The sequence below is a fragment of the Acinetobacter sp. YH12231 genome, from assembly GCF_013417755.1.
GTDB classification, from domain to species: Bacteria; Pseudomonadota; Gammaproteobacteria; order Pseudomonadales; family Moraxellaceae; genus Acinetobacter; species Acinetobacter amyesii.
Genome location: NZ_VPDJ01000037.1, coordinates 1 through 18142, shown reverse-complemented (window position 1 = coordinate 18142; position 18142 = coordinate 1). Strand labels below are relative to the sequence as shown.

Sequence of the window (18142 nt, the reverse complement as noted above, 5' to 3'; positions counted from 1 at the left end):
TTCTTCATAATCTCTTAATGATCTTCTTGTTGGTTCGTCACCAGCAAGCTAGGTCGGCTATATTACTCTTTATTTCTAAAGAGTCAACCAGTAATTCAAATTATTTTTAAACTTATCAAATAAAACCAAACTTAATCAATTCAACCAAGTCATTGTTTTATCAGAAGTTTTAATCTTCATCACCGCCGATGGATGTGCATTCTACAGCATTTCACATCCGTTGCAACACCCTTTTCCATTTATTTTTAATTTTTCATTACGTTTGTTTATTTATTCTACTAAATCAGCGTTTTTTACTTAAAAAAGTGTTTTTAGCGTACAGAAAGCATGCAATACGCCACAGGCACCCATAAGATAAACATTAAAACTGGCATAACACCGTGCACTTCTTCAGGCTTTCTATACAACCACTGAATAAATGGAATGACGATACCAAATAATGTCGCCATTAATAGCACATCAACGAATCCACCTTTCAGCAGTAGCCACAGCAATACTGGCACACTCATCACCAAGCCAATTATCAATAAAACACAGTATTCGTATTTCCTGAGCTGCCAAAGTGTGAACCCTTGAATGATCCAGAAGCGTTCTGCAGATTCAAAATTTGATTTTAAGTCCATTTTGATCACGCCTAGATTGAATAAACTCAGTGCAATATAGACGGCACACATTAATTGGAATAATTGTGAAGCAGTGAAATCAAGGCTCATGATGTTCCAAGTATCCACCTGTGTGGCGAACCAATACAAAATCACGACCGCAGTAACTGATATACCGATACTGACAATACGATGGGTTAGAAATCTTTTATGAAATGCCTGACGAATAATTAGTTTATTTTGATTGAGCTAGAGTGGGCTATATTTCTGTATCAGAAATACGCTAGGTACTTGCAGCTTTATTGGTTTTGATTTCCTACCGAGCAGCCAGAATTTTATTGCCGCTGTACAGATAAAAGTAGATAACAACAGCACAACGAGTTGAGCGTCCAATATCGCTAGGCTCAAAATGGGCAAATATGTCAAAAGACAGACCAAACCGAAATATTGATTCTTTTGTAAAAACAGCATTTGTATGATTAATAAATTAAAGATCCAAAGTAGCATCAATACACTGATGCCAATGGAAGCTAAGATTTCATACTCAACCCAAACATATAGAAGCGCTAAAACAAATGGCAATAACAGCAAAAAGCTTAAACTGCCTAAAAATTTGATTTCCACTGCAAAGCGACTTTTGAGCGTGATGGGCAATAGCGCTAGATAGCGATACCCTTCTCCACCGCTCAAAGCTTTACGTTGTATCGCACACCAAAAGACATTTAAGGCAAGAAAGCCAGTCCAAAGAAACAGATTCGTGATTAATGATTTGCAATAAACCAAATCAATAATGGGCTGTACTAAAGATAAGAGCAGTCCGAATAGCATTGGCCCGAGAATTAATGTGACTAAAATAAGTAAATGCTTTTGCCGTGCAACTGCGTCTGCTGTGGTCTTGACATAAAATGTCCACCGGTATTTTCAAAAGCGTTTTTATGATTGTTCGCTGCCCAACATGTCTTTGTATATTCATGCCGCCTGCTCATTGGACTTTAACCTATCTAGCTCGATGATTTTTGCTGCAAGACTGTTTCTAAATACATGATCATGGCAAGACAATAGAATCAATTTTGATTGGCTCTGCTGTAAAAGTATGCTTGTTAATTCAGCCAAGGCGTTTTGATCTAAGCCATTGCCCGGTTCATCTAAAATCAGTAATGGTGCCGAAGTCATTAAGGCTGCAACCAATAAAAACTTTTTGGTTGTGCCAAAAGACATGTCAGCAAATGGCGTGGCTAAATAGTGTTCTAATTTAAATTTTTCAATGAATATTTGATACTGCTCATGCGCTATCCCTCGAATATCACACATTAAATTCAGAAACTCCTGCCCTTGTAAAAAATCATAAATAGGGCTTTTATCTGGCACATAGGCCACAAGTTTCTTGTATTCATTGTTATGAGGGGCATATGGCTGATCATTAATCAAAATATTGCCTGCATCGAAATCCAGCATCCCAGCAATCATCGCAAGTAAGGTGGACTTCCCTACTCCATTCTCAGCAACAACAGCGACAATTCCGAATTCGTTTAACTCTAAATTTAAATTTGAAAATATACATTTTCCCGCAAAAGATTTGGACAATTGCTGCAAGCGCAAAGAAACCATGATGATTTTCCTAATTTATTATCTTAAGTTATTGATTTATTATTGATCTATCTTCACATATCTTAGATCTGAATTAAATAGATTCTTTAATCGACAACTTTAATTTTTTCAGTGTTATTCACTATCTAAATACGCCAAAATCATCTTCGACAATTCCACTTTAAGCTGCTGTTCTGTAATTAAAAAACTATTATTGCTCACATAGCGCATCATGGTAAATAAAGTACTGTTAATAATCACAAAAGAGCGATGTTTCAGCGTTTCAAAGTTCCAATGTGAATAATAACGATTAAATAAATACATCCCAACTTCAAAAAAATGCTTTTCCAAAACCTGAGAGGCATCTGAATGACTGTATTGATGCCAATGTTTTAAGATCTCAATGAAGAAGCCACGATCAGCTTTCAACATATCAAAGCCAAACTGAATACAAAGTGGGATCACCTCATAAATACTGTGCTGCTCTTGCTCCACGACTATATTTTTTAGTGCTAACCCCAATTGTTCTGATTTTCTGAGCAGTAACTCTTCTACGATTTGTTCTTTATTTTCAAAATATTGATAAATCGATCCAACGCTCACACCAGATTTTTCCGCAATTTTGGGCGTCGTCAGCTCCAGTAAACCTTGTTCTGCAATACACAACTGCGCTGCTTGCAAAATGCTTTCCACGATCATTTTCGCGCGTTGTTGTTGTGGTCTTTTTCTCATTCTATTGCTCTCCAATGCGATAGTGTTATGCGAATTGAATGCGAATAAATATTCATATTAGTGTGGTATGCAACAATAACATTGAAGATCAAAACATGACCACTCACTTCAATACCCGACTGGCTTCATTTCAGGCCACGCAGCAATCTAATCTACTGAGTTTTCTGTTGTCTCATTTGACGGGTCAGGCTGCACAGCCAAATTACACTCAATATCTTGCCCTCAATAAAGCCTTGCAATGTGGTGATCCACAGATGGAAAAAGTGCTCACGTGGATGATGCAGAACCCTAAACAGCATCGTGAATATTTTGAAATCGCCTTATTTAAAGGTGTCGAGCAGCTCCCCTTTCCTATTCCTGAGCTCGAGCATTTTTTTAAGCATGTTGAACAAACACCGCCTTGGTTAGAGCCAGAAAAAATACAGCAAGCCCTTGAATTCACCCATCGCCTAGGGATTAACAATGGCTTTATATTGCGAGATCTTTCACTCATGGTGGGTTATCTCTTCCCCGGTTTCAATCAGCCGCTCATGCTGACCGGTGCTTTAAATAAACAAGCAGGTACACATCTGGCTGAAACCACAAAATGGTGGGTAGATATCACTGAAGAACGCGGACTCGAACGTTTGTATGCGGGATTTACATCGACGATTTATGTGCGTTTTATTCATGCTGTGGTACGGCATCAACTCCAAAAAGGTAAAGACTGGGATTTTGCAACGTGGGGGGTGCCGATGAATCAATTTGACTTGGCGATGACCAATCTTGCCTTTAGCAGTGTGGTACTTTTGGGCATTCGCGCTTTAGGGATTTTTCCATCAAAACAAGAGACTGAAAGCTTTTTGCACTTTTGGCGTTATGTGGGTTGGTTGATGGGTATTGATGACAAATGGTTAATTGAAAAAGAATCTGATGGTTGGAAACTGTTGTATTGGATGCAATTTGTACATCCTCAATCTGATGCAAGCAGTATGGCTCTCGGCGCCAGTCTCTCTAAAGAACCTTTTGAACGACAGTACAAATACCTCCGAGCACTTCAGCAAAAACTGGCTTATCGACAACATCTGGAGCTGACACAATTTTTTATTGGCAAAAAACGCATGCATAAATTAGGGCTCAAACCACAGTCCGCCGCATGGTTTGCCTATTATTTATTGGCTAGAAATCTTGTCCTGTATTCAGGCGCTAAGCATGTCCCAAGTTTAAATCAAAAATTACAGCAAAAAGGCCGTGCGATTCAAAAACTCGGTTTAGCACTGTATCAAAGTAAGGCCAAACAACTGGCCAGTATGCACCAATAAAAAAAGCAGAGCGATCGCTCTGCTTTTTGGATGACAAATGTCCGGACTTAGAATTTCATCGAAATACGTGCCCAATAATTGCGACCGATATTATTAAACTGTTGATCAGTCGCTAAACCTGTCCCTGCATCACCCAGTTTATTTAGATGTTCGGTATAAGTTTTATTCAAGAGATTATCCACACCCACAGATACATCTACACCCTCATCAATATGATAAGTACCATTTAAAGACAGTGTGCCAAATCCTGCACTTTCTTTCAGGTCATAACCCACGATATTGCCTTGGTGCGCACTGATACGATTTTGCCCATCAACCACACGCCAGAATGCTCCCAAAGTATAATTATCTTGGATATAACGTAAGTTGATACGTGCTTCTAACGGTGAGATTTGTGGTAATGGCTTGCCATCTGTGGTGTTTTTACCCCACGCATACATTGCGCTGACATCGGCTTGAATATGATCGCTAAATTGATAGCCAATCCCTGCTTCAGCTCCCGCAATGGTGGCATCCACATTTCGGCTATGTGCTTCCATACCCTTCATCATTCCTGATCCAGACTTATAACTTGTTAAAATATAATCTCTCACTAAACCTGCATAAGCCGATACCCAGGAATTCAAAGCGCTATGTTCATGTTGATAACCCATATCTAACTGAAGCGTTTTTTCTGTATCAATATGATTGAATGTATTGTTATGACCATTTCCTGATTTTGGGCTGAATAATTCCCAATAATCTGGCATGCGCTCTACATAGCCTAGACCGATATAGGTTTTACCATTGTCATGTTCAGGGTGCTTATTTTCAAAACGAATAAAAGCACTTGGTAATGTTTCATTCAGCTCCGTGTTATAGCCACTCGCTTTCGAAGCGGCGCGCTCATCTTTCACTTGCACTTGATCGAGACGAAGTCCCGAAACCAACTTATTGTTGTCACTCAATTGATAACTGACTTCTCCAAAACCACCATATGACTGAAACTTCATATCGGGTTCACGTGCTTTGTCTTTATAGCTATTGCGCATCCCTTTGCGAATGCTATGTTCATTGTTCTGTGTGTCAATGCCTGTGACAAAGTCAATCTTATCCCATTCATGTGTCACAGCCATACGTGCATTTAATGTTCTGCGAGCAACATTCGATGCCATTGGCATATTCATCATGCCACTTGGTTGAAACTCACGTAAGCTGAAGTTATCCATGACATGATCATTAAAACTATAGTTGACCTGTGCTTCGATTTTTTTAATCACCTCTGTGACATTTTTTTTCTCGACACGAAGGCCTAAGCTTTCACGGGCAAATTGCGAACCATCCATTGAACGGCCTGCGTATACCGCCTCACCATCGGCTTTACCTCCAGTAAGTTCTACCCATGTATCTTCGTTTGGCGTCCAACCAAGAGCCAAATCTGTATTCCACCGCTCCCAGTCTGACGGCACAGTATTGCCATCTCCATCTTGGTAACTGTCTGCAACTGAACGGCTGGCATTTAGACGGACATATTTATGTTCATCGCCCACAGCCGCCTCGACATTGTGATCTAAACGACCATAAGAACCGATCATCACACTGGCTTGACCACGGTAGTTTTTATCAGCATCGAACTGTTCCGGTTTGCGTTCAAACAAGACTGTTGCAGCAGAACCTGTATTGGCATATTGAACTGTTTGAGGTCCTTTAATCACTGAAATTCGGTCATAACTTTCAGGGGAAATATAAGAAGTTGGTGCATCCATACGACTCGGACACGCCCCTAGATTTTCTGTGCCATCGGTCAAAATTTTAATGCGTGAACCAAACATGCCACGGAAGGTTGGATCTGCATTGGTTCCCCCATTTTTAATAGCACTAAAACCTACAATACTTTTTAAATAATCGGCCCCATCACTGGCAGGTATCGGTTGAATCGGCTGTTTGGGATTGGCACGAACAATCAGGCCATTGGCATCATTCCCCTGATGTGATGTCACCACAATCGGTGCCAAAGTCTGTACCGCATTGGTTTCCGTCATCTCTACGGACATCTCGTCAGCCATCACAGAAGTTGAATAGCAGGCAACACAAATTGCAGCCGCAAGAGGCTGTAGAAAAAATTTAGGCTGAGCCATGTTTATCTCACAAAATACATAAATAAAGGCGTACCTGAGTCCTCAACGACCCAAGTTAAAAAAAACGTCGGATTTATGCAGCGAGTGGTGGGGCTCGACCTTGCGGAAGTAAAAAGAGTTGTTGAAGAACAAACCAGACATGCTTGAAAGCTTTTTGAAAAGCAATTAAACGAACTTGAATTCGATCAAGCACTTCTTTTACATCAAGTTCAGGAGGCAAAACCAAATTGCCATAGACCGTACAATACTGACATTGATGACTGGCATCATGTTCATGGGCAGTATGATCGACTTGAACCTGCTCTGCGTGAGCGGAAGAGGAATGGTGTGAATGTGCGGTATGTTCAGCATGAACATTGGGAAGTAAAAGTGCACGCGTAATGGTTTCGCAGACCGGAGCAACTTGATATTGCTTGGGCAACAATGGCTGTAAAAAAACAGCAATCTGCAAAAAAACGGCTGCAAAGGACAGCAGCACTCCACTACGAAACAATACAAGCAAACCCTAACATTTGTCTGACCCAAGTATAACAAAGCCCAATCGAAATTGGGCTTGTCTCAGGTATTTTTTAACCGCGATCAATTAACGTTTAACTGCGACTTTATCTTTTTGACGTTGGCGAACCAATTTTTCCACTTTGTCACGTGCACGTTGACGTTTCAAAGGCGATAGATAGTCGACGAATAACTTACCATTTAAGTGATCCATTTCATGTTGGATACAAACTGCGAGAAGTCCGTCCGCTTCCACTTCAAATGATTGACCTTCAAGGTTAATTGCCTGAATTTTTACACGTGACGGGCGCTCAACTTTATCGTATATTTGAGGCACTGATAAACAGCCTTCTTCATAGGGCTGCGTCTCTTGCGTCAATGGCGTAATTTTGGGGTTAATAAACACCATGGGTTGATCTTTTTCTTCAGATAAATCCATGACTATCAGCTGAATATGGTGATCTACCTGTGTTGCTGCCAGGCCAATTCCCGGTGCTTCATACATAGTTTCAAACATGTCGGCTGCTAACTGACGAATTTCATCAGTAACTTCTTCGACTGGTTTTGCAATGGTACGAAGACGGGGATCGGGGAAACTTAAAATAGGTAATAAGGCCATACGACGTCCTCACTTATGCCATTGATCAAAAAACAAAATGAAGGAATGCTTCATCAAAAAATTGTGTGTAATATCGTTATTATAACGCAGTTACATACATAATTTTAGGAATTATGATAATGAAAAAGGTTTTGAAGGGCATGCCAACTTTTAGTGCCTTGGGGTTTAAAAAACAATTATTGGCGCTTACAGTCTGTGTAAGTGTGGGGATGGGAATGGTCAGTGTTGCAGAAGCTGCCCCTGCTCGTAACGTCAATCCACCATCATTGAAGGCAGGTGCGCCTCAAGTTTATGTGGTGAAAAAAGGCGATACGTTGTGGGATATTTCCAAGCGCTTCTTAAAAAATCCTGTGCGCTGGCCTGAAATCTGGGCGAGCAATAAACACGTGAAAAATCCGCACTGGATTTTCCCAGGTGACCGCCTACTCATGTGTACCTACAATGGCCGCCCAATCATCGGTAAAGATGAGGGTGATGGCTGTGAAGGTATTATTCGTCGCTATACAGGTGGCACTAAACTTCAACCACAAGTTCGTGTTGAATCCCTCAACAGTGCGATTCCGGTTATTCCATTGGAATATATTAAGCAATGGCTTGAGCGCAGCATGATTGTTGCCGCTGATTCTGTTGAAGGCACACCTTACATTTTAGGTACAGCTGATCAACGTGTATTGGCAGCCAAAGGCCAAACAGTTTATGCACGCGGCCAAGGCATGCAAGTCGGTCAACGATATGCTGTTTACCGTGAAGGCGAACCGTACATCTTTACCGATGCAAACGGCAAAAAATACAACGCAGGTTTAGAACTGACTCAAGTCGCTTCAGGTGTTGCCGTTCGTGGTGAAAATGACATTACCACTTTAGAACTGACCGATACTTATAATGCCGAAGTTCGTCGTGGCGATCGTGTTCTTCCTGAATATGACCCAATGCTGCCAACGCTGTTCTATCCAACCAATGCTGAAAATGTCACTGCTGGCGGTAGTATTGTTCGTGTCATGGGCTCGATTGGTACTGCAGCGGTTCACAGTGTTGTGACGATCGACCGTGGTAGCTTGCAAGGCGTTCAATCTGGTCAAGTCTTTAGCGTGAACCAAAAAGGTGAAATCGTGACTGATCCGAAAACCAAAGAACGTGTTCAACTTCCAGGACAACGTATTGGCAACATCATGGTATTCAAAACGTTTGATAACTTAAGCTATGCTTATGTACTTGAGAGCGAATTACCAATCAAAGTGGGTGCAACGATTCAGCCACCACTGATGGATGACTAAGACCAAATCCATAAAAATGAGGCTGTATTCAGCCTCATTTTTTATTATCCAACAACGATATCACTAATAATTTTAACCCATAAAAAGAAGACATATTCAAAGGTCTCATTATGCTCAACTCATTGACTGACTTGCATTTAGATTACATTCGCCTGTGGTTTGTGGTGCAACACTCACTTCGTAGTTTCTATAAAATTCAGCAGCACTATCCTGCCCTACACTACGCCCTTAAGCCTAATCAAATCACCACATGGCAAAAATTAGGACTGCATAAAAATCATTTAAAGCGCTTTGAGGAATTTCACAGCCCAAGTGGACAGCTTAGCTTTGAAAAATGTCTCAAGGATATTGAACAATACAGTGACTTTGTACTGATTCCTGAAGACCTAAACTATCCACAACAGCTTTTACCTTATAGCGACAAGCCGCCGATTCTATTTGGGCAAGGTAATACCCAAGCCTTGATGCAACCCCAAATTGCGATTGTTGGTAGCCGCAAACCCAGTCCCCAAGGTCGACAAATTGCCTATGATTTTGCTTATTATCTGAGTGAGCAAGGGTTCTATATTAATAGCGGTTTAGCACAAGGAATTGATGAAGCGGCACATCGCGCTGCCATACAACACCACAGAACCATTGCCGTGATGGGTACAGGTTTAGATCAAATTTATCCGACCGCACATCAGCGTTTAAGACAAGAGATCATCCAACATGGTGGGACCGTAATCAGTGAGTTTCTTCCACACACTCCACCCCTGCAACACCATTTTCCACATCGAAATCGTATCGTCAGTGGGCTCAGCCTTGGTGTCATCGTGGCGGAAGCAGCGTTAAAAAGTGGTTCACTGATCACAGCTCAACGCGCTGCCGAACAAGGCAAATCTATTTTTGCCATCCCAGGCCATATTTATAGTGAGTCACATCAAGGTTGCCATCAACTCATACGCGAAGGTGCAATTTTGATTGATCATCCACAACAGGTCATTGAAGACTTGGCATTGGCTACACAATGGCAATCGCAGGCTGCCGAAACCTTAACAAACACCGAAATAGCGACACCCGAAACAGCAACACCGGACACCCCTCCACCCGAACCTATCCCAGAACATTTAATTGCGCTGTATCGGCAACTCGATTGGGTCGGCCAAAGCCTTGATCAATTGTCCATTCAACTCAAAATTGATACCGCGACATTGACTAGTCAACTGATGGAATTAGAGTTAATGGGCTATGCCACACAACAAGCAGGACACTACTTACGTTGTCGAATGGGTAAATTAGGTTCACAATAGCCCTTTGTCGAATCAGATAAGGTCTATAGAAATGATTACCACCTCTGTTGCAGAAGCAGCTTCCTGTCTTAAAAAAGGTCAGGTTCTCGCATATCCTACAGAGGCTGTTTGGGGATTGGGCTGTGATCCCTACAATGAGCAAGCCTTTCTCGAAATTTTGCGCTTAAAACAACGTCCCATTGAAAAAGGCGTGATTTTATTGGCTGCCAATGTCGCTCAAGTTAAACACCTGCTTCAAGGCTTAACAGAAGATATGCGTCAGCAAGTCATTGCGACCTGGACCAACCGTAAACCCAATGAACGTGCAACCACATGGTTATTACCGGCTGGCGACCATATTCCAACATGGATTAAAGGCAATCATCCAAAAGTCGCAGTCCGTGTGACGACCCACTCTTTATGTGTGGCTTTATGCCAAGCTTTTAATGGCTTTATTGTGTCTACCAGTGCCAATCCTGCAGGATTAACCCCTGCACGTTCCTTACAAGAAGCCAATCAGTATTTTGCCAATGAACTCAATTATTTAAATGGTGATCTCGGCCTAAGCCAAGAACCAAGTAAAATTATTGATGCTGAAACAGGTGAAATCATCCGCGCATAAGCTCGGATGCCTGTCTACACCTGCCTTTCGGGGAAATACAGACAAAAAAAAGCTCAGCCATATAGGGATGGCTGAGCATAAAAAAGGATGTGTATAAAATCACATCCAGAGGGTCTTGCAATCTCTGGGTAAATATTAAGTAATTATTAAGAACTACTTCATCATTTACGATGAAAGTATTATGTAATATTTTTTTAAATTTAACAAATAGATTTTTTATATAAATAAAACTACTGATAAGCACTTTATTTGTGATTTTATAACCACTTAGTCAAAATATGTGCCTATTTTTGATTGATTTTTAAGACGAGCATCTGTTTTTTTAATTCAGTTTTACACTCAAAAATCCATTTTCAAAAGATTTACCCTATAAAAAAACAAGTTTGTTTGCTTGTTTTTTAATCAACACTTCTCATAAATTTTCAACTTTTTACTGGATTTACTTACGCTGCGCCAAGATCACCCCAGTAATCGCCATCACTGTGCCGACACTATGATAAAACATCCACTGCTCAGCCAACCAGAAATAGGCAATAATCGCGGTAAATACCGGCATCAAATTCATAAAAATACTGGTGCGATTCGGGCCGAGATGTTGTACAGCCAACATCCATACCAACGGTGCAATCAATGATGGAAAAATTGCCGCATAAAATACACTTGGCGCATTGGCAGGATTAATCGCGTCTATGCCTAAATACAATACGAATGGCAAGTGATATAAAACGGCAAAGAAAATTTGTACATATAAGCTCAACAGTAGCGGAAGTTTCAATTGCCATTTTTTTAAAAACACCCCATAAAAGGCATAGAAAAACACTGCGAAGATCATGAGGATATCGCCGAAATGTCCGCCCATATTCAGTAATTGACTGAAATCTCCTTGCGCAATGACAAACAATAGCCCCGTAAATGAAATCGCACAGCCCAAGATGGCATAGCGATTAGGCACATCTTTCAGTATGAAAAATGCAACGGCAATCGTAAAAACAGGGATAAAGGCATTGATGATGCCCATATTGGTCGCCGTCGTATAATGCGCAGCGGTATAGCCCAAGCCTTGATATAACACCATGCCAAAAGCACTCAGCACAGCCAATTGCTGCCAATGCTGCCCGATAAGCTGTCTTTGCTGCCAAACGGTTTTGAGCATAAAGGGGGTTAGGATCAAAAATGCAATAAACCATCGATAAAAACTGATACTGACTGGTGAAATATAATCAGTTACATAGCGGGTGACGGTAATATTTAACGACCATATAAATACTGCGATCAGAGGCAAACAAATTGCAAATTTCGCCCAACGCGCTTGAAGCAACATGTCTGACTCCTCAATATATCGTGCAAAGATTGGTCTAGGTATTTTGAGTGATGTCTGTTTTAATTGAAATACATGATTTCAGACATTTATATTGTAGTTCAGACATCGACACCTAGGCATATATGACATCAGCACCGATTGAACAACAAATCGAGCTTTTTGAAGCGCACTACACCACATTAGATACGGTCTATCCGCACAGTTGTCTTTGGGGTGATTTTAATTTTTGTCTCGATGGTATTTTCGAATATGAGATACAAGGGCAACACCATCTCTCACCTGCCAGTTATGGGGTGTGGATTCCCCCACATACAGAACATTGCTCAGTCGCGATTGATGAGCAACCTATTCATTATGTGGCAATCCGTCTAGCACCTGATCTCTGCATAGATTTCCCCAAGCAGACTGAAGTATTTAGCATCCAGCCTTTCTTTCGTTTATTGGCGCAAGAAATTTTGGCCTTTCCTACAGAGCAACATACCACACCACCCTATCGACACCTACTACAGGTCTTATTCGACCAGTTAAAAACAGCACCCAAACATCAACATTATTTACCGCAAAGCCATGATGCGGTGTTAAAGCCGATCTTGGTGCAGCTTGCAGATGTAGATCATTTTAGCTTGAGCCTACAGCGATGCTTAGCCAATGTGGGTTTGAGTGAGCGTCAGTTACTGCGGCTGAGTCAGCACGAACTACAAATGAGCCTTTCTGAATGGCGAAACCGTGCCAAAATTATTTATGCCATTCAACAACTCCGCGCTGGTCAGTCTATTAAAGCTCTCAGCTATGAATTGGGTTATCAACACAGCTCAAGCTTTATTGAGTTTTTTAAACGCTATACAGGAAAAACCCCAAACCAACACCGTGCCACTAGTTAAATGCCAAGCACTCAAGCAAGCATCAGCTCGAATTCTGCAAACTACTACAAAAATTATGCGAAAAGCCTATCGATAAAAGCTTGCTGTTCACCAGATTTCCCTTTAAAACAAGGATGAAAGGCACAACTTCAATTAGGAACGAATATGTCAGCTTCAGTTTACGATATCCCGGTAAAAACCATCCAAGGTGATGACACCACACTCAATCAATACCAAGGCAAGGTTTTATTATTGGTCAATGTGGCCTCTAAATGTGGGCTAACACCGCAATATGAAGGCCTAGAAAAACTCTATACAGAAAAGAAATCACAAGGTTTTGAAGTCTTAGGTTTTCCTGCCAATAACTTTTTAGAACAAGAACCTGGTTCTGAAGCGGAAATTCAAGAATTTTGCTCGATCAACTACAAGGTCGATTTCCCACTTTTTGCAAAAATTTCTGTGGCAGGCGCGGATAAACACCCACTTTATCAAACCTTAACCCAAGCCATTCCTGAACGCATTGGTGAAGGCCCATGGTGGGATGATTTAGTTGAATACGGTTTAACACCAAATCCAAAGCCTGAAGTTTTATGGAATTTTGAAAAATTCCTCGTGAATAAACAAGGCGAAGTTGTGGCTCGATTTGCGCCTGATATCAAGGCAGATGATGCACGTATTGTCGATGCCATCAACGCTGAGTTAGCCAAATAATTCGACAATATCTCAATATCTCAGTTAAGATTATTATGATTTTAACTGAGATTGATCATTTTAAATTATCATATATTGATAATTTACACATTTTATCCATTATTTTAATATTTCACATACACATTGTTCAAAGCTTCCCTGTAAATACTCATTATGATGAGTCTTATCAATTCACATCCAGCAGTAAACAGGTGAACTTATGAATACATTAATGAAAGCTATCGTTTTATCTATTTCGACAGCACTTGTTGCTGCTCCAGCAATGGCTGCACCGCAAAATAGCCAACAACATGCACCTGCGCATAACCAAAATACGATAGCTCAATAACACACTAAACAAAAACACACCGGTAAAAAACCAAAGTCAGAACAAGAAAAAAGCTGTAAATCCTTCACATGATTGGCGTTCTGGACAAAAAGTACCTTCTGAATACCGTGGTCATAGCTACAAAGTAGACCACATTAAATACAAAAAATTATCTAAACCAGGCAAAAACCAACAATGGATTAAAGTGAATGGCGACTACATTTTAATGAATGCCGTCAGCCACGCCATTATCAAAATCATTGCGGGTTAAACCCACCAAAACATCAAAAGAGGGCAAATGCCCTCTTTTTTTTTGTTCAAGCGATTATTTTGTTATTGCTTTGCAACAATCTATTTTTAATCCACATTCTGCCCCTATATTCAAAGCATAGACTTAACACATAGTGATGATTGAATGAAAAAGCTAGTGCAGAATGCCCTTCTCCCTTTTGCCATTTTTAGTGGTGTTTTGGTGCTGATTGGCTGTGAACCTGCCACAGCACCGCAACAGGAACAAGAAATCGCAGCAGAAAATGATCGCCCTGCAACAACATCAACAAACGAAGATCAATCTGCGACACAAAGTCAGGCGACCGATCAAAGCCAATTAAAAAGCGGCAATATGTTTTATATCGTTCGCGATGTGGCGGATATGCAACTTAAAGCCGGCAATTATGTTGAACAACTCAAACAAACGCAGGTCGATTTAGAAGCCGCAGTCAGCAACCAAGATCATCTCCAATTGCAAAAAGCGGCAACCCAGCTGCAACAGCAGCTCAAAGGTTTCAATCAAGCTTTGAATGATTTAAATCTAAAAAGCACTGAAATTAATGATATTCGCAGCAATTTACAGGCAGCGAATCAGCAAGTATTGGCCTCACCTTTTCTCAATGGACAAGTCGATTTAAGCAAAGTTGATTTTCAGAAAATTCAAAATCAAATGGGCAATATTCAAGCTGAAATGCTTAAATTGGCAGGTATGTTGATCCAAGATCAAGCTGGAAAAAGCTCATCTACTGCACCCACTGAAACTGAATAAATAGCGAAATCTAGCATTTCCATTGCATTCCACCTGTTTTAAATCAAAAAAGCGTTAGACCTTGAGCTAACGCTTTTTTTCTTACAGTTCCGCTATAGAACACGACTGTTTTTCCTTTTAGATTAATGCTTAATAACAAAGCCAATGATGGAACAGTTATGTCAAACGCTGTGATTTATAACATTACACCCATTACCTTTCGTTTAGATTTAAAAGATCCTTTCTTATTTACTGCCCATCATATTGATCATTTTCCTGCTGCAAATGCTGATATGGGGCCAAAAACAGCCGCAGAAAAAGATGAATTCAATATGTACTATGGCGATGTGGTTCCAGGTTTTCAGGAGCATCCACATACTGGCTTTGAAACCATTACCTTGGTTGAACAAGGCTATGTCGATCATTTCGATTCATTAGGCAATGGCGGACGCTATGCTGCTGGTGATGTGCAATGGCTGTCTACAGGCAATGGCGTTGAACACTGTGAAATGTTCCCCCTACTGCATGAAGACAAAGCCAATCCATTTGAACTTTTCCAAATTTGGTTTAATTCATCGGCTGAACAGAAAACCCATGATGCCGACTATAAAATGTTTTGGCGTGAAGACATTCCTCACGTCTTTGAAACCGATAGTGAAGGAAAAAAATCGGATATACGTGTAATTTCAGGGCAGTTCAAATCCACTGATGCTATTTCCCGACCGCCACACTCATGGGCGGCTGCCGCAGAAAATAAAGTCAACATTTATTTAATCACCCTGCAAGCAGGTGCGGAGTTGGTGATTCCCGCAACAACAAGTAGCTCCAACCGTTTTGCTTATTTTTATCAAGGCAATACATTAGAAATAGTAGATCAAACCATTCAGATGAAGCATTTGGTTGAACTCCAATCAGATGCCGACGTCCATCTCAAAGCAGGTGGATTAGAAGCACGGATTCTGTGGTTAGAAGGTGAACCGATTAATGAACCCGTGGCGATGCGCGGTCCATTTGTGCTCAATACCACTGAAGAACTCAATGCGGCTTTTAAACGCTATCGTGAAACCCATTTTGGAGATTGGCCTTGGCCAACACCCGCACCGGTCTTCAAACCTAATCAGGCTCGATTTGCCAGTTATGAAGGCGGTCAACGTGTAGAGCACCCAGAGCAAGAAAACTCACAAGTGTCTTAAAGTTCAATTAGTTGGATTGAGCAAATTCAAAGGTATTACAGTTTTTATCTTGTCCAAGTGCGCGTTGAACATCTTGTTTAAAGCGTGCTTGAGCAAAGGTATATTGCTTCGGCAAAAATAAGGTAATACGTGTCGTCTGTGGATCTAAACTTTCGACCAACATTTTATGCAAATACGCCCCATGTTCAGTCCGTGCCATCAATGTCCCCTGCTCCAAATGCTCTTCTAAACGATTATCGGTATAGACGTAGCGATTGTTCGCGGTAAACGCAACACAGTGATTATAGGCTTGTCGCAGATTTCGAAAGGCGGTCAAATATGGGATCTCAAGCTCCGTACTGATGCCATTATCAACCGATTCAGCGACAAGTGCAGCTTCAGTGGGAAGATTGGGTGTCGTGACGTATTGGCTTTGGCATGCAGCGAGCAAACCACAACAGAGACACAGCGATAAACTGGTAAAAAATTTGAGCATACAGACCTATGTAAATTGTTCTTATTCATTTTGCAGCGATTGTAGCAAAACTGCGTTGCTGATTTAATACTCTATTATTCATTCCATGCTTTCATTGCAGACACCATGCAGCTGATTATTTTTACAGGCGTTCAAGCCTCTGGCAAATCAACCTTTTACATGTTGAATTTATATCATAGCCATTTACGTATTAATTTGGATATGTTGAAAACCCGACATCGGGAAAATATGATCTTTGAAGCTGGTTTGGCATCCAAAACAAAAATGGTGATTGATAATACCAACCCAGATCGGGAAGCTCGTGCTCGCTATATCCAACGTGCAATTGATGCAGGTTTTGAGGTGATTGCTTATTATTTTGAAACCGATTTGGACAGTACCTTAAAACGCAACAGTTTTCGTGAAGGCAAAGCCCATATTCCAGAAGTTGGCGTGCGTGCTACTTATCGCAAACTTCAAGTTCCATCACAGGATGAAGGCTTTGATCTAATTTTTAAAATTAAAATTATCAGTCACGGCGAGTTTTCAATTTTACCCATGCATGAATAACAACCATTAACCTGCTTTTTGGCTATCTTGCCATTTTTTAAAAGCCGATTGCATGGCCTGACGTTCATATGGTTTCACTAAACGACTTTCTAATGAAGCAAAATCACCTTTATAGGCAGCAGCAACCATCGATTTTGCCAGTTCTTGAATACTCACGCACCCACGGTGTTCATATTGTTGAACTTCTTCATGGGTGAGTTCAACATCCCAACATGACACTACAGAACTGAGATCAACCGCAATGCTCAAGTAATATTGATCAAAGTCTTGATAAAGTTCCCAAAAATGCGGCTCATAGGCGATAAGATTCATGGTGCAATGCTAGCTGATTGAATTTAATCACTATAAAGATTGTATTGAATAAAATATATTCAACTTTAGGTGATAGATATAAAGCCTGAGCTGAAAAGTTTAGGGGAAAATTTTGATAAGAGATTTGATGTGAATATTATGGAGAATAGAAATTTCTCAATTATTCATTACAAATAAATCACTTCAAATTCATCAAAGACAATCAAATGAAATTTACTTACCAGTTATGTTCTTTGAACTCAATATTTGGGCAATATTGTTGTATTATCTTTTCTACGTCATTATTAATTTGGTCTAAGGGCAAAATAATCCCTATACACATACCGAAGAAAACAATTAAATGAGTTTGCGTTTTCTCAATATTTGATACTAAACTCCATGAAAAAATTTGAGTGTAATACTCAGTACTTTCGATAAGATTTTTCTCTGTAATCTCAATTTCTTTATCCCCAATAAGAATTTTCGAATTTTCAGCCATTTGATCGATATATCGTATCTTAAACATATTTTGAAAAATAGAGTTTACTTTGGGCAACAATCCCAATAAAAGAGCGACCAACAAAATCAAGTAATTCAAAAGTGAAGAGTCATTTTTGAAGAAAATAAAAATAAAGAGACCGACTATTAATAGTATAAAAAATTTAAACACTAGATCTCTTTCATAAATCAAAAAACGATCTTCTTTTTGGTTAATATTTGCACTCCGGATTTCTTAGCATTCGTGCATAATCTGCGGATGAAATACATCGATTCAAACAAGCTTTCTGATCCTCAGT

The 18142-nt window shown here is 40.3% G+C and carries 20 protein-coding genes and 1 pseudogene; 10 read left to right on the top strand and 11 right to left on the bottom strand.

Features of this window, described 5'->3' with window-relative positions:
* Positions 1-311 precede the first annotated feature (311 nt).
* From FTV11_RS16020 to FTV11_RS16005, 4 genes are all read right to left on the bottom strand, one after another.
* Positions 312-713: a hypothetical protein gene (locus FTV11_RS16020; protein ID WP_180074420.1), complete on the bottom strand. Its 402-nt coding sequence runs from the start codon at positions 711-713 to the stop codon at positions 312-314.
* A gap of 138 nt (positions 714-851) precedes the next feature.
* Entirely contained in the window at positions 852-1430 is a 579-nt protein-coding gene (locus FTV11_RS16015) for a hypothetical protein (RefSeq protein ID WP_180074418.1), read from the bottom strand.
* Between the two features lie 141 nt (positions 1431-1571).
* A complete protein-coding gene (locus tag FTV11_RS16010; protein ID WP_180074416.1) occupies positions 1572-2210 on the bottom strand; it encodes an ABC transporter ATP-binding protein in 639 nt (212 codons plus the stop codon).
* A gap of 114 nt (positions 2211-2324) precedes the next feature.
* Entirely contained in the window at positions 2325-2921 is a 597-nt protein-coding gene (locus tag FTV11_RS16005) for a TetR/AcrR family transcriptional regulator (RefSeq protein WP_078194008.1), read from the bottom strand.
* Between the two features lie 95 nt (positions 2922-3016).
* Here FTV11_RS16005 and FTV11_RS16000 point away from each other — a divergent pair, with 95 nt between their 5' ends.
* Complete coding sequence (locus tag FTV11_RS16000; protein WP_180074414.1) at positions 3017-4222, top strand: oxygenase MpaB family protein; 1206 nt, start codon at positions 3017-3019, stop codon at positions 4220-4222.
* A 47-nt stretch (positions 4223-4269) separates the two neighbouring features.
* Here the strand turns inward: FTV11_RS16000 and FTV11_RS15995 are convergent, their stop codons facing one another.
* The 3 genes from FTV11_RS15995 to def form a co-directional block, all read right to left on the bottom strand.
* The gene (locus tag FTV11_RS15995) at positions 4270-6339 is read right to left on the bottom strand and encodes a TonB-dependent copper receptor (RefSeq protein ID WP_180074412.1); all 2070 of its coding nucleotides are present in this window, start codon (positions 6337-6339) and stop codon (positions 4270-4272) included.
* A gap of 73 nt (positions 6340-6412) precedes the next feature.
* The gene (locus FTV11_RS15990; RefSeq protein ID WP_180026133.1) at positions 6413-6832 is read right to left on the bottom strand and encodes a DUF2946 family protein; all 420 of its coding nucleotides are present in this window, start codon (positions 6830-6832) and stop codon (positions 6413-6415) included.
* 90 nt (positions 6833-6922) lie between these two features.
* Positions 6923-7453, bottom strand: a complete 531-nt coding sequence (gene def, locus FTV11_RS15985) for a peptide deformylase (protein WP_078191459.1) — start codon at positions 7451-7453, stop codon at positions 6923-6925.
* A gap of 119 nt (positions 7454-7572) precedes the next feature.
* On the opposite strand from def, the gene FTV11_RS15980 reads away from it, so the two are divergent.
* The 3 genes from FTV11_RS15980 (at position 7573) to FTV11_RS15970 (ending at position 10620) form a co-directional block, all read left to right on the top strand.
* On the top strand, positions 7573-8727 hold the full coding sequence (locus FTV11_RS15980) for a LysM peptidoglycan-binding domain-containing protein (protein WP_078191460.1): 1155 nt from the start codon (positions 7573-7575) through the stop codon (positions 8725-8727).
* A 110-nt stretch (positions 8728-8837) separates the two neighbouring features.
* On the top strand, positions 8838-10019 hold the full coding sequence (gene dprA / locus FTV11_RS15975) for a DNA-processing protein DprA (RefSeq protein ID WP_180074410.1): 1182 nt from the start codon (positions 8838-8840) through the stop codon (positions 10017-10019).
* A 31-nt stretch (positions 10020-10050) separates the two neighbouring features.
* Complete coding sequence (locus tag FTV11_RS15970) at positions 10051-10620, top strand: L-threonylcarbamoyladenylate synthase (RefSeq protein WP_180005333.1); 570 nt, start codon at positions 10051-10053, stop codon at positions 10618-10620.
* A 439-nt stretch (positions 10621-11059) separates the two neighbouring features.
* Here the strand turns inward: FTV11_RS15970 and FTV11_RS15965 are convergent, their stop codons facing one another.
* Positions 11060-11941 carry a DMT family transporter gene (locus FTV11_RS15965; protein WP_180049441.1) on the bottom strand — a complete coding sequence of 294 codons (882 nt, stop codon included), beginning with the start codon at positions 11939-11941 and terminating at the stop codon, positions 11060-11062.
* 122 nt (positions 11942-12063) lie between these two features.
* Between FTV11_RS15965 and FTV11_RS15960 the strand changes: the two genes are divergently transcribed.
* The 5 genes and pseudogenes from FTV11_RS15960 (at position 12064) to FTV11_RS15940 (ending at position 16030) form a co-directional block, all read left to right on the top strand.
* Positions 12064-12822, top strand: a complete 759-nt coding sequence (locus tag FTV11_RS15960) for a helix-turn-helix transcriptional regulator (RefSeq protein ID WP_180074399.1) — start codon at positions 12064-12066, stop codon at positions 12820-12822.
* 144 nt (positions 12823-12966) lie between these two features.
* Positions 12967-13512 carry a glutathione peroxidase gene (locus FTV11_RS15955; protein WP_111885877.1) on the top strand — a complete coding sequence of 182 codons (546 nt, stop codon included), beginning with the start codon at positions 12967-12969 and terminating at the stop codon, positions 13510-13512.
* A 199-nt stretch (positions 13513-13711) separates the two neighbouring features.
* A pseudogene (locus FTV11_RS17350) lies at positions 13712-14090 on the top strand (RcnB family protein).
* Between the two features lie 144 nt (positions 14091-14234).
* Complete coding sequence (locus FTV11_RS15945; protein ID WP_180005336.1) at positions 14235-14858, top strand: hypothetical protein; 624 nt, start codon at positions 14235-14237, stop codon at positions 14856-14858.
* A gap of 158 nt (positions 14859-15016) precedes the next feature.
* Positions 15017-16030 carry a pirin family protein gene (locus tag FTV11_RS15940; RefSeq protein ID WP_180074397.1) on the top strand — a complete coding sequence of 338 codons (1014 nt, stop codon included), beginning with the start codon at positions 15017-15019 and terminating at the stop codon, positions 16028-16030.
* Positions 16031-16037: 7 nt separating this feature from the next.
* Here FTV11_RS15940 and FTV11_RS15935 read toward each other — a convergent pair whose 3' ends face one another.
* Positions 16038-16505: a hypothetical protein gene (locus FTV11_RS15935; RefSeq protein ID WP_180026139.1), complete on the bottom strand. Its 468-nt coding sequence runs from the start codon at positions 16503-16505 to the stop codon at positions 16038-16040.
* Between the two features lie 105 nt (positions 16506-16610).
* Here FTV11_RS15935 and FTV11_RS15930 point away from each other — a divergent pair, with 105 nt between their 5' ends.
* Positions 16611-17054 carry an AAA family ATPase gene (locus FTV11_RS15930; protein ID WP_180010757.1) on the top strand — a complete coding sequence of 148 codons (444 nt, stop codon included), beginning with the start codon at positions 16611-16613 and terminating at the stop codon, positions 17052-17054.
* 6 nt (positions 17055-17060) lie between these two features.
* Here FTV11_RS15930 and FTV11_RS15925 read toward each other — a convergent pair whose 3' ends face one another.
* Together FTV11_RS15925 and FTV11_RS15920 are read right to left on the bottom strand one after the other, a co-directional pair.
* Positions 17061-17366, bottom strand: a complete 306-nt coding sequence (locus tag FTV11_RS15925) for a hypothetical protein (protein WP_180010759.1) — start codon at positions 17364-17366, stop codon at positions 17061-17063.
* A 217-nt stretch (positions 17367-17583) separates the two neighbouring features.
* On the bottom strand, positions 17584-18015 hold the full coding sequence (locus FTV11_RS15920; protein WP_180074395.1) for a hypothetical protein: 432 nt from the start codon (positions 18013-18015) through the stop codon (positions 17584-17586).
* Positions 18016-18142 lie beyond the last annotated feature (127 nt).